This is a genomic window from Oceanisphaera profunda, assembly GCF_002157895.1.
Classification (GTDB): domain Bacteria; phylum Pseudomonadota; class Gammaproteobacteria; order Enterobacterales; family Aeromonadaceae; genus Oceanimonas; species Oceanimonas profunda.
Genome location: NZ_CP021377.1, coordinates 752,867 through 765,459, shown reverse-complemented (window position 1 = coordinate 765,459; position 12,593 = coordinate 752,867). Strand labels below are relative to the sequence as shown.

The 12,593-nt window shown below is 46.2% G+C and carries 9 protein-coding genes; all 9 read left to right on the top strand.

Annotated elements, in window-relative coordinates; genetic code table 11:
* The 9 genes from CBP31_RS03365 (at position 1) to CBP31_RS03315 (ending at position 12,100) form a co-directional block, all read left to right on the top strand.
* The gene (locus CBP31_RS03365; protein ID WP_161492502.1) at positions 1-1,002 is read left to right on the top strand and encodes an ATP-grasp domain-containing protein; all 1,002 of its coding nucleotides are present in this window, start codon (positions 1-3) and stop codon (positions 1,000-1,002) included.
* 54 nt (positions 1,003-1,056) lie between these two features.
* Complete coding sequence (locus tag CBP31_RS03360) at positions 1,057-2,232, top strand: DegT/DnrJ/EryC1/StrS family aminotransferase (RefSeq protein ID WP_087034862.1); 1,176 nt, start codon at positions 1,057-1,059, stop codon at positions 2,230-2,232.
* 133 nt (positions 2,233-2,365) lie between these two features.
* A complete protein-coding gene (locus tag CBP31_RS03355; RefSeq protein WP_227875122.1) occupies positions 2,366-2,749 on the top strand; it encodes a four helix bundle protein in 384 nt (127 codons plus the stop codon).
* A gap of 100 nt (positions 2,750-2,849) precedes the next feature.
* Positions 2,850-4,823 carry a polysaccharide biosynthesis protein gene (locus CBP31_RS03350; RefSeq protein WP_087034860.1) on the top strand — a complete coding sequence of 658 codons (1,974 nt, stop codon included), beginning with the start codon at positions 2,850-2,852 and terminating at the stop codon, positions 4,821-4,823.
* 579 nt (positions 4,824-5,402) lie between these two features.
* Positions 5,403-5,783 carry an IS110 family transposase gene (locus CBP31_RS03335; protein ID WP_087034859.1) on the top strand — a complete coding sequence of 127 codons (381 nt, stop codon included), beginning with the start codon at positions 5,403-5,405 and terminating at the stop codon, positions 5,781-5,783.
* Positions 5,784-5,936: 153 nt separating this feature from the next.
* Positions 5,937-6,356, top strand: coding sequence for a transposase (locus CBP31_RS03330; RefSeq protein ID WP_161492501.1), 420 nt, complete (start codon positions 5,937-5,939; stop codon positions 6,354-6,356).
* Between the two features lie 400 nt (positions 6,357-6,756).
* Complete coding sequence (gene galE / locus CBP31_RS03325; RefSeq protein WP_087034857.1) at positions 6,757-7,767, top strand: UDP-glucose 4-epimerase GalE; 1,011 nt, start codon at positions 6,757-6,759, stop codon at positions 7,765-7,767.
* A gap of 394 nt (positions 7,768-8,161) precedes the next feature.
* Positions 8,162-9,802: a glucose-6-phosphate isomerase gene (pgi, locus tag CBP31_RS03320; RefSeq protein WP_087034856.1), complete on the top strand. Its 1,641-nt coding sequence runs from the start codon at positions 8,162-8,164 to the stop codon at positions 9,800-9,802.
* Positions 9,803-10,144: 342 nt separating this feature from the next.
* Positions 10,145-12,100, top strand: a complete 1,956-nt coding sequence (locus CBP31_RS03315) for a PglL family O-oligosaccharyltransferase (protein ID WP_087034855.1) — start codon at positions 10,145-10,147, stop codon at positions 12,098-12,100.
* Positions 12,101-12,593: the final 493 nt, after the last annotated feature.

The following is a 12,593-nucleotide window of genomic DNA, read 5'->3' as shown; positions in this document are numbered from 1 at the left end:
TTGAATATTTTATTTTCTTGTGCGGGTCGTCGTAAGTATTTAATTGACTATTTTAAAGCTGAACCACTATTTAATGGCCGCTTGATTGGCACCGATATGTCTCGTACTGCTCCAGCTCTAGCTGCCTGTGATGCTTGGTACGAAGTGCCCAGTATTTATGATGAAAGCTATCTCGATACTGTGTTAGATATTTGTAAAAAAGAAGCAGTAACTGCTTTGATTTCTTTGAATGATATGGAGTTACCCATATTAGCCGCTAATGAAAAACGTTTCAGTGATATAGGCGTGCGGTTAGTGTTAGCTGAGAGCGCAGCTATCGAACTATGTTCCGATAAATGGGCAACTGTGCAGTTTGGTCTTGAGCATAATATACCCGTACCAGCATCTTATCTTACAGTTGACTCTGCGTTAACGGCAATAGCTAACCATGAAGTATCTTATCCTCTTATTGTAAAGCCACGGTGGGGCTCAGCTTCCTTCGGCTTGTACGTGATTAACGCTGATCATGAATTGGCAGAAGCATTTTCTACTTGTAAATCTGAGTTTTTAGCATCTCATTTAGCTAAGTTTGCTGGCTCTGATGACTTAGTTTTAATACAAGAGTTTATAGTGGGTGATGAGTACGGCGTAGATATCTTTAATGATATGCAAGGCAAGTACCATGGTGTGGTATGTAAAAAGAAATTGTCTATGCGATCTGGCGAAACAGATAAAGCAGTAACAGTTAATGATGCCCCGTTTTCATATTATGCACAACAAATAGCGACGAACCTTAAGCACAAAGGCAATCTTGATTGCGATTTTTTAGAACGCGATAATAAGATGTATTTATTAGAGCTTAACCCTAGATTTGGTGGCGGCTATCCGTTTACTCATGAAGCAGGTGGCAACTTTGTTAAAGCTTTATTGCTATCTTTATTAGGTAGAGATAATGAAATTGCTATCAACTATCGTGTAGGTGAAACTTTTGCTAAATGCGATACACTAGTTGCTGCTCGTTAAACGTTAACTGTTGTATTTTTTATTCACCCTGTTTTATTGTAAGGCTTACTCTTTATGCTAAATACTCCTTTCTCTCCTTGGCCTTCTTTTACTACAGAAGAAGGCGATGCGGTGCGTGATGTACTGCTGTCTAATAAAGTAAACTACTGGACTGGCCAAGAGTGCCGCTTGTTTGAAAAAGAGTTTGCCGCTTGGGCTGACAGTAAATATGCGGTGGCACTGGCTAACGGTACTTTGGCATTAGACGTGGCCTTAAAAGTATTAGAAATAGGCGAGGGTGATGAGGTAATCGTTACTCCTCGTACCTTTTTAGCTTCTGTATCCTCTATTGTTACCGCTGGTGCTACGCCGGTGTTTGCCGATGTGGATTTGAATAGCCAAAATATAGAAGCCGAACAGATTGCCGCTGTATTAACGCCGAATACTAAAGCGGTAGTAGTCGTGCATTTAGCGGGCATGCCGGCAGAAATGGATGCTATTATGGCGTTAAGTAAAGAGCATGGCTTTTATGTGATTGAAGATTGCGCTCAAGCACACGGTGCTAAATATAAAGGTAAGGCGGTGGGCAGTATTGGTCATATTGGTGCTTGGAGTTTTTGCCAAGACAAAATAATGACCACCGGCGGCGAAGGCGGCATGGTGACTACGAATGATGAAGCGCTATGGCGCAAAATGTGGAGCTATAAAGATCACGGTAAAAGCTATGCAGCAGTTTATGAAACAGAGCATGCGCCCGGCTTTAGATGGTTACACGAAAGCTTTGGTACCAACTGGCGCCTGACCGAAATGCAGGGTGCCATTGGCCGTATTCAACTAACCCGCATGACAGACTGGACTGCCGCTCGCCAAGCTAATGCACAGCTGATTGATGAAGTCGCCAATGGCTTTAATGTAGTGCGTACCGTAACAGTACCTGCGCACATGGAGCATGCCGAATATAAACATTACTTATTTGTAAACCCAGAGCAGCTAGCGGACGGCTGGAGCCGCGACCGCATAGTAGAAGCTATGGTCGCCGAAGGCGTGCCGTGTTTTCAGGGCAGTTGTTCTGAGGTGTATTTAGAAAAAGCCTTTGATAATACCGACTTTAGACCGACTGAGCGTTTACCTAATGCGAAGCTTTTAGGCGAAACCAGCTTAATGTTTTTAGTGCACCCCACGCTAACGCAAGCCGAAATGACAAAAACTGCCGCAGTGTTAGCAAAAGTACTCACTGAAGCACAGCGTTAAAAAATAGTGTTGAGTGATGAATGTTTAGTGGTGAATTGTTAAAAACTCAACATTCAACATTTAAAACTCAACATGGTGTTTTCGAGCTTTATCGTCTTGAGTTAAGAGAGTTATTTTCATCAAAAGGAATGTGATGATGGCGCAAGACAATAATGTACTTAACAAATCATTTGAGTTTTCTATAAGAATAGTTAAGTTGTATCAGCATTTGTCAAAAGAGCAGAAGGAGTATGTGCTCTCTAAACAGCTGCTGCGCTCTGGTACTTCTATTGGCGCTAATATCAATGAGGCTCAGGCGGGTCAGTCTAAAGCTGATTTTGCTTCAAAAATGAGCATTGCTAGCAAAGAAGCTAGAGAAACAAAATACTGGCTAGAGCTACTTTGCGCAACAGGTTACATAGATAAATTAGAACCGCACGTTATGAGTCTACTAGAGCAAAGCGATGAACTCATAAAGATACTCACCACAATAGTCAAAAATACACAACAGAATCTAAAAGCGAACTCTAAGGCATGAATTCATTCAACACTAAAAACCCATCACTAAACACTGTGTGGAGCCACTCACAACTCATCACTCACAACTCATCACTCACCACTAACGAGGTACGAGTTAAATGAATGACGCCATTAGATGGTTATTTAAACAACCTCGCTCTATCAAGCGTATTATTAGCCTGTTGCTAGATGCACTCTTTATTAGCGTGGCCTTTTGGGCGGCATTTATATTGCGGCTAGAAGAAGTAACCATGCTGGGCTCGGGTTCACATTGGCTGGTGTTGCTGGCAACCATACCCGTTACCTTAGTGTGCTTTGTGCGTTTGGGGCTGTATAGGGCCGTGCTGCGCTATTTGGGTTATCACGCTATTGTGACCATGTTTTTAGGCACTGTATTGTCTGCGGTTGCCATGGTATTAGTCGCCTATTATTTAGATGTGTTTTTACCGCGCACCGTACCCATTATTTATTGTGCCTTCGCCTTGCTGTTATGTGGCGGGGCACGCACCTTGGCCCGTGCTCTTTATAGTCAGAGCACTAAAAAATTAAAAATACCGGTGATTATCTACGGTGCGGGTTCGTCTGGTCGCCAGCTTTATACCAGTATGCAAATTGGTAATGAGTATAGAGCGGTGGCGTTTGTGGATGATAACCCTAACTTGCAGCGTGCCATGTTGCATGGGCTAACCGTGTTTTCAGCGAGTGAATTGCCACAGTTGGTGGCCCGCTTTGGTGCGCGCAAGTTGTTATTGGCCATGCCGAGTATTTCTCGCCAACGTCGCCGAGACATTGTAGAAAGCTTGGATGGTTTATCGGTAGAAATGCTAACTATTCCTGGCATTGCCGATTTAGTCAGCGGTAAATCTAAGGTGAGTGAACTGCACGAAGTGAGCATAGAAGACTTATTAGGCCGTGATCCGGTTGAACCGTTTGCCGAGCTGATTGCCGCCAATATTCGTAACAAAGTAGTGATGGTGACCGGCGCCGGTGGCTCTATTGGTTCTGAGCTATGTCGGCAAATTGTGCAACAGCAGCCGAGTACTTTGGTGTTGTTTGAAACCTCTGAGTTTGTGCTCTACCAAATTGACCAAGAGTTGACGAATTGGTGTCGTGAAAAAGATTGTAAGATACGCATAGTGCCAGTAATGGCCTCGGTACAACGGCAAAATCGCTTAGAAGCGGTCATGAATGCCTTTAAAGTGCAAACTGTGTATCACGCCGCCGCCTGCAAGCACGTACCGCTGGTGGAATACAACGTAGTAGAAGGGGTGCGCAATAATGTGTTTGGCACTTGGCGCGCTGGCGAAGCCGCCATTAACTGTGGCGTTGAAACCTTTGTACTTATTTCTACCGATAAAGCCGTTAGGCCGACTAACGTAATGGGTACCAGTAAGCGCTTGGCAGAACTGGTGTTACAAGGCTTAGCATTACGCCAAAACAACACCCGTTTTTGCATGGTGCGTTTTGGTAACGTGTTGGGTTCTTCTGGCTCGGTAGTGCCGTTGTTTAAACGCCAGATCCGTGGCGGTGGGCCTATCACCTTAACCCATGAAGATATTACCCGTTACTTTATGACCATACCCGAGGCTGCGCAGTTGGTGATCCAAGCCGGCGCCATGGGTAAGGGCGGTGATGTGTTTGTGTTAGACATGGGCGAGCCGGTGCGCATTATTGATTTAGCGCGCAAGATGATCCGCTTAATGGGCTATGAAGAAAAAACTCAAACCAACCCTAAAGGCGATATTGAGATCAAAGTGACCGGCCTGCGCCCTGGCGAAAAATTGTATGAAGAGCTGCTAATAGGGGGCGATGAATCGACTACCGCACACCCGCGCATTCGCACTGCGAATGAAGTGTTCTTGCCCTGGGATGAAATGCTCAGCCTGTTAACTGCGCTGAATACGGCCTGCGAAGCCTACGATCAACCTAAAATTCGTGAGTTATTGCTCAGTGCACCTGCCGCGTTTAACCCCCAAGATGGGATATGTGATTTGGTTTGGCGGGAAGGGCAAGAGAAGCGCCGAGCTGAAAAAGCAGTGTTGAGTGATGAATGTTTAGTGTTAAGTGAAAAGCAAGAAGTAACATTAGCTTAAGCCTATTTTTGCCACGGAAGATGGTTAAATAGTGTTGAATGTTGAATGTTGAATGTTGAATGTTGAATGTTGAATGTTGAATGTTGAATGTTGAATGTTGAATGTTGAATGTTGAATGTTGAATGTTGAATGTTGAATGTTGAATGTTGAATGTTGAATGTTGAATGTTGAATGTTGAATGTTGAATGTTGAATGTTGAATGTTGAATGTTGAATGTTGAATGTTGAATGTTTTTGAATGTTGAATGTTGAATGTTGAATGTTGAATGTTGAATGTTGAATGTTGAATGTTGAATGTTGAATGTTGAATGTTGAATGTTGAATGTTGAATGTTGAATGTTGAATGTTGAATGTTGAGGTCTGTCTTCCTATGCTTTCCCTGTTGGTTATAGACGTATAATCCAACAACCAAAAGAGAGGGGCTGAGGCTTTATTTGTCTTTAGTCTTTGAAGACTGTTCGCAATGATAGCCGCCCTCTCTTGTTTAAGTAAATTTCGAACAGTTCATTGAGGCTAAGACCTCGTATTTAGGATTGCTGAAACTGCTTAAGCACCGGTATGTGCAACAGGAGAAACAAGAATGAAAGTGGTTGTAGGTATAGATGTTAGCAAAGACTGGTTTGATATTGCCTGGAAAGAAAATGACCGCATTAAAACTCAGCGCTTTGACTCCACTGCTAGTGGAATAAATCAGCTTATGAAGGCCACGCCAGCAGACGCAATTTACGTGATGGAAGCCACGGGCGTTTATCATGCTCGCTTAGCTGTCACGCTCTTTGAAACCGAGCGTAACGTGGCGGTGATAAACCCGTTAGTAATTAAGCGCTATGGGCAAATGAGGCTGTCTCGCGTTAAAACAGACACCGCTGATGCAAGCTTGATTTTGAGCTACGGCGAAAGCGTGGAGTTTATGCTCTGGAAGCCTGAGCCTCACCACATACAAGAGCTGAAAGTCGCTTAAGGCTGGCTAGACGACCTCACTGAAGACATGACACGCTTGTCTAATCGTGGGCATGCACAGAGCTACTTAGTGGTCAGAAGTGCAATGGTAGACAGGCAGTTTTTAAGGCGCAAAGAGCAACTTAAACAGGACATTACAGAGTGCGAAGCGCACTTGGAAAAACAAGTAAAAAAGCATTTTGCTGAGTTGTATAAGCTACTCAACAGTATTCCCTCAATCGGTAGTAAAACAGCGACTCAGTTGATTATATCTACGGGTGGATTTACTAAGTTTATTAGTATTAAACAGCTCAGCGCTTATGTAGGCGTAAGCCCCACGACTTACGAATCTGGCAGCTCTGTTAGAGGGCGAGGTGGCATCGCCAAAATGGGGCAAGGCCGGCTACGTCAACTGCTGTATCTATGCAGCTGGACAGCAAGAAAATGCAATCCATCCTGCGTGGCTTTGTATGAACGACTTCAAGCATTAGGCAAGCCAGCTAAAGTCATTAGCATCGCCATCGCACATAAACTGCTTAGACAAGCATTTGCAGTGGCAACTAAAAAAACAGCCTATTCACCAGAATTTGCTTGAAAAAAAGCACAGTTCATTGCGAGGAGTGCAGCGACGCGGCAATCCATTGTTGAGTGATAAGCCTGCGCCTAGCTCCCAGCGCCAAAATCTAAAGACATCTTTGCTATTAAGATGGGATAAGTGCGAAAAGGGCTCTTATTGGGTTAAAACAGCCGTCATCGTGACGCACGTCAGGATCTCGCCCTTAAGCCGTCTTCCTGATGAACATCAGGATCTCGTTTTAGTCTTTAGAAACAAGAGCGAGATACCAGTATGACGGCAAAGAGAAAGCCGAAAGCTTACCGTAGCTCGAAAGGCTTGGTCTTACCCATAAGATTTCATTGATTTGGTTATTACTTTTCCGTGCGCTTCCGTGTATTCCGTGGCGAGAAATGTCTTAAGTCTTATAAGAGGTAAACAAATGACAATTTTGGTAACGGGTGGTGCGGGTTATATTGGCTCACATACGTTGGTTGAGCTACTAAACGATGGCCAGCAGGTGCTGGTGCTGGATAATTTGTGTAATGCCTCACCAGAGTCGTTGCGCCGGGTGGCCAACATCACCGGCAAGCAGCCGGAATTTATTGAGGGCGATATTCGCGATGCGGCTTTGCTCGATACCTTATTCAGCGAGCACAATATTGATGCGGTAGTGCATTTTGCTGGTCTAAAAGCCGTGGGCGAGAGTATTGAACAGCCGCTGCGTTATTACGATAACAACGTAAACGGTACCTTGGTGCTGGTGAATGCCATGCAAAAAGCGGGTGTATTCAAGCTGGTGTTTAGCTCGTCAGCCACTGTGTATGGCGAGCCACAGCAGATGCCGATTACCGAAGACTTTGCGGTGGGTGGTACTACTAATCCGTATGGTACATCCAAGCTGATGGTAGAAAAAATGCTGCAAGACTTGGCTCAATCAGACGAGCGTTGGTCGATCGCCTTGCTGCGCTACTTTAACCCGGTGGGTGCCCATGAATCGGGTTTGATTGGTGAAGATCCTAACGGTATTCCTAACAACCTGTTGCCGTATATTTCTCAAGTAGCCGTGGGCCGATTAAAAGCGCTGGCGGTATTTGGTGACGATTACGCAACCACAGATGGCACCGGTGTGCGTGATTACATTCATGTAGTGGATTTGGCTTTGGGGCATCTTAAAGCGCTAAACCGCATTGCAGAACATGCAGGTGTAAGCATTTATAATCTGGGCACCGGGCAGGGTTATTCAGTGTTACAAATGGTGAAAGCCTTTGAGCAGGCGAGTGGTAAACCCGTGCCGTTTAACATCGGGCCGCGTCGCCCGGGCGATATAGCCGAGTGCTGGGCTGACCCTGCTAAAGCGTTAGCCGAACTAGGCTGGCAAGCAGAACGCGGCCTAGAACAAATGATGGTAGACGCCTGGCGCTGGCAGCAGCAGAACCCGAACGGTTTTTAGCGCGAAGCCTCGTGCAGTGTTGAGTTGTGAGTTTTTGGTTTTGAGTTAAAACTCAACACTCATTAATTTTCGGGTCTTTTGTAGGCGAACACTTGTTCTCGCGGTTTTTGGGTTGATGTTGAAGGTTAATAACGGTTCCGCCTGCGGCGAAATGCGAGAGTAAACGTTCGCCTACAAAACCGCCGACCTACAGGCCAAGATATTTTTGCCACGTCTCTTTGCTACGAGAGTCGCGGAATACACGGGAGTAGGGCAAAAATAAGAGTAAAAGTGCATATTGTTGTGTAAAATCTTACCCATAAAAATTACTTGGGTCGGTCTTTACTTTTCCGTGCAGTTCCGTGTATTCCGTGGCCAAGAAGATCTTTGTCTAATTATAAGAAGAGAGTTGCGGATGAGTTTGTTAGATCAACCGGCGTTTTTGGCGCTGCAGGGGATGAAAGCGCAAGAGCAGATGTTAAGTTTGAGTGAGCGGTTTGCAGAAGATGCAAACCGCTTTTCTGCGTTTAGTGTGCCGTTTGGCGAGCATATGCAAGTGGACTTTTCTCGCCAGCTTTGGTCGGTTGAGGTTAAAGCTCAGTTGTGTGCGTTGGCGCGAGATATGGATCTGCATACGGCTATTAAAGCACTGTTTGGCGATAACTTGTTTAACCATACCGAAGGGCGGGCGGCTTTGCATACCGCATTACGGATGCCGGCTGATGCCAGTGTTAACCTAAAAGGCACCAATGTGGTGCCTTTTGTGCATCATGAGCTTGCACGCGTTAAAGCGTTTTGTCAGCAAGTGCATGCCGGCGACTGGTGTGGTTTTAGTGGCAAGACGATTACCGATGTCGTCAATATTGGTATTGGTGGCTCGGATCTTGGGCCTGCAATGGTGACCGACGCTTTAGCTTGTTATCACGATCAAGGTATTCGCGCGCATTTTGTGTCGAATATGGATGGCGCCCAGTTAGCTCATGTCTTGCAACAAGTGGATGCCGAGCGCACCTTGTTTATTGTGTCGTCTAAAACATTTTCGACTGACGAAACCATGACCAATGCGCATGCGGCACGTGACTGGTTGCTGGCAGTTTGCGGCGATGCTACCCACGTTAATAAACATTTTGTGGCGGTGTCGACTAATGCGAAGGCGGTGCAAGCCTTTGGTATTGGCGCCGAGCAGATGTTTGAGTTTTGGGACTGGGTAGGCGGACGTTTCTCGTTGTGGTCGGCGATTGGTTTACCGATAGCGCTCACGCTGGGCTTTGAGCGTTTTGAGCAGTTGCTAGCCGGCGCCCATGCCATGGACGAGCATGTACGTGATACCACCTTTGAGCAAAATATTCCGGTACTGATGGCGCTGCTAAGCATTTGGAACATTAATGTGTTGGGGCTGCGTAGCGAAGGCGTGTTCCCGTATTGCCATGACTTAAAGCGTTTTCCAGCTTATTTACAGCAGCTGAACATGGAATCTAATGGCAAGACTGTAAATAACCAAGGCGAAAAAATTGCCTATAACACGGGCCCTATTGTATGGGGCGAAGTGGGTACCAACGGTCAGCATGCATTTTTTCAGTTATTGCACCAAGGTAGCCAAGTCGTACCCGGTGATTTTATTGGTTTTGCCCGCTCTGGTTACGATTACCCTGAGCATCATCGCAAGTTACTGGGCAACATGTTGGCTCAAGCCGAAGCCATGGCCTTTGGTAAAGATTATGACGAAGTAGCTAAAGAGCTGACTGCTGAAGGGTTAAGTGCTCTCGAGGTAGCAAAGCTGGCACCGTATAAGGTGATGGAAGGCAATAGACCCAGCACGACCATTTTGTGTGACGAGCTAACGCCTTATAATTTAGGCGCACTCATTGCTATGTATGAGCACAAAACCTTTGTACAGGGCGTGTTGTGGAACATTAACAGCTTCGACCAATGGGGTGTAGAGCTAGGAAAAAAACTCGCCGCCCGCTTGATAGACGACTTAGCAGATGACGAAGAAACGACAGCACACGACAGTGCCACCAAAGGCTTGATTGCACAGATTAAGCTTTGGGGGTAAAGCGCCTAAAGATTAAAAAATTTCAGCCACGGAATACACGGAATAACACGGAAAAAGCTAATAAAAAACTGTTTTGGGTAAGAAATACTGCAGGGCATCGTGTGTAGTTTACATGTAACCCATCATAGTAGATGGGTACCAGAATCTGTGTTTGACATAAGACTAATGATTTTTACCACGGCTATTGCAAGAGCAGTATGGGCGGAGCGTTGATGCGTATTCATCAGGCTGACTGTGAATATGGCATGAGTGGTTACAAGGTCTTATCCAATAATTTGTTAGTTTTCATTTTTCCGTGTACGTCCGTGTATTCCGTGGCAAAAAATAGCTTTTGGAGTTTTTATGAATAGAATTTTTCAGGGGCCGGGCCGTGGGGTGCTGGCCCTTTTTTTTATTTGGGCTTTGGTTGGCCAGCATGTATTTATTCATCACCTAGGCGGTAGTGATTTAGACCTGCCGTTTAATGCTATTACTTGGTTATTTGTGGGTTTGGTGTTTATTGTCGGATCCAAAGTGTTGCAAGGTGAGATATACCACAGTGAGTTAGGACGGTGCTTTGCCCTGGCTACTTTGGTGTTGTGGCTACCGTGGTTGTTTGCATTGTTTTCTTCTGCCGTCATGCCGGGCTCGCTCCGGTATCTAGTTATTTACGAGTCAAGTGCAGCCTATTGGCAGGCGCTGCCGCGTTTGCTGGCGTTAACGGTAGGCGTGCTGTTGTTTTGGTTATTACAGCAGTGTCGTTTTAACACCGAGCAACGGCATTTTTTGCTGTGCACTTTGTTAATGCTGGCCACGGTGCAAATTGGCTTTGGGCTAGTGCAATTTTTTGTATTACCTGCAGATAACTGGTTTATGTTTAACACCAAGGTACGCTTCCCTTACGGTATTTTTATGCAACGTAATGTGATGTCTAGCTTTGTGGGATCGGGTGTATTGCTGGCGTTGTATTTGTTGGTGAGCCGTTCAGGCGAGACGGGACGTGGCCATTGGCGCTGGTGGTTGTGGTGCACGGTGGTCGCTGTGGCAGGCTTGGTGTTGGTAGTGTTACTGCAAAGTCGTGCTGGCTTATATAGCTTGCTGGCAGGATTGTGTTTGTTATTACCGGTGTGTTGGATGCGTTTGACCAACCGCTTACAGCGTGGTGTGTTGTTAGCCTTAGTGCTATGTGGTGCCGGTGCAGGACTGGCGTTATTGGTGCATTTTGATTTACACCGTCGTGCGTTGGCCGTATATGGCGAGTTGGGTGTGCGTTATGAAATTTGGCGTACTACCTTAGGGCTGATTGTCCAGAATTTATGGCTCGGTGTGGGCTATGGCCAGTTTGAGCCCGCTTATTATGCGGAGGCTGGGCGCTTGTTGGCCACAAGTGGCGCAGTACCTGCAATGCCGGGTAATTTAGCTCACCCCCATAATGAAATTTTAATGTGGTGGGTAGAAGGTGGCGTGATCACTCTGCTGGCGTGGCTGCTGCTAGCGTGGGGCGTATTGCGAGTAGGTTGGCGGCTAAGTGCCGGTGAGCGGTTAGCCATGATTGCCCTATGTTTGCCGCTTTTTGCCCATTTAATGTCGGAATATCCGTTAGGGCATTCTGCAGTTCATTGGGTTTGGTTGTTAGTGCTGCTGTGGTATTTTGATAGTTGTGCGGGTGAAGTGTTAAGGGTTAAGAGTGAAGGGGTTACCAAGAACAGTGAAGTGTTAAGGGTGAAGGGTGAAGGGGTAAGTGCTAAGGCTAAACTGACAAAAAAATCTGCTGTGAGAGTGGGGTTGTTGTTAGTTGGGTGCGCTATGGTGGTGTATATGGCGACAGGGCTGCAAACTGCGTATCAGTTAACTCAATATCAGCGTGGGCAGTTTAGTGAGCACCTGCGGTTAGATAGGGTGTGGAACCCTTGGTTTTGGCGTGATCGCCAGGCGTTATATCGCCATAGCGGGGTGTTAAAAGTGGCTTTGGCTGAGCAAGACGCAGCGGCTATTCAAGCCTATTTAGAGTGGTCGACCCCTGTGATTGCTCGTTTGCCACGTACCACGCTGTTGCATAACCATGTGGTGGCCTTATTTGCGGCAGAAAAGTTTGCTACTGAGAAGTTTGCTAGCGAAGAGCTGGCGGCAGGGCCGTTAGTGGTAGAAAAGGGTAAAGCCGCTGATACTCTAGTTGCTCGATTACAGTTGGAATATCCGCATGAAAAATTGTTTAAAGCCCCCGCAGTAGAGCAGTTAAAAACGCAGTTAGCGGCGGGTGAGCCACCCAGAGTGTTCCAGCATTTAACGCAACAAGTTGGAGCGGCAACTTATTACTAACCACGTGCTCGACTAAACAAAGGGCGATGTGTGATGTTACGCCGTCTTCCTGATGCACATCAGGATCTGCGCACTAGGCCGTCTTCCTGACGCACATCAGGATCTGCACTAGGCCGTCATCGAGATGAACATCAGGATCTACACTAGACCGTCACCCTGATGAACATCAGGATCTGGCTGTTGGTCTTTAGAAACAAGAGAGAGATACCGAGGCCGTCATGCTGAACTCGATTCAGTATCAGCATGACGAAGACCCGGTACCTGCATGACAGGCTAAGAGCTGCTTTGCCCTTCGTCCGTGTTTTTCGGTGTATTGCGTTGCGAAAAAGGCTTTGGTTTTTGGTGCCAAGGGAGGGATGTCGGCGCAAGCCCGAAGCACTGCATAAAATACCCCCCTTGTTGTGAGGGTTTTAACCCACCGCTAAATCCCGTAAACTTACGCACCTTTTAACTAAAAACTGCTTTTTGTATGCAAGTAGTTTTAGTATGCGTG

Coding starts and splice junctions, on each gene's coding strand:
- CBP31_RS03360 (WP_087034862.1), top strand. CDS start 1,057: ATGCTAAATACTCCTTTCTCTCCTTGGCCTTCTTTTACTACAGAAGAA.
- CBP31_RS03355 (WP_227875122.1), top strand. CDS start 2,366: ATGATGGCGCAAGACAATAATGTACTTAACAAATCATTTGAGTTTTCT.
- CBP31_RS03350 (WP_087034860.1), top strand. CDS start 2,850: ATGAATGACGCCATTAGATGGTTATTTAAACAACCTCGCTCTATCAAG.
- CBP31_RS03335 (WP_087034859.1), top strand. CDS start 5,403: ATGAAAGTGGTTGTAGGTATAGATGTTAGCAAAGACTGGTTTGATATT.
- galE (WP_087034857.1), top strand. CDS start 6,757: ATGACAATTTTGGTAACGGGTGGTGCGGGTTATATTGGCTCACATACG.
- pgi (WP_087034856.1), top strand. CDS start 8,162: ATGAGTTTGTTAGATCAACCGGCGTTTTTGGCGCTGCAGGGGATGAAA.
- CBP31_RS03315 (WP_087034855.1), top strand. CDS start 10,145: ATGAATAGAATTTTTCAGGGGCCGGGCCGTGGGGTGCTGGCCCTTTTT.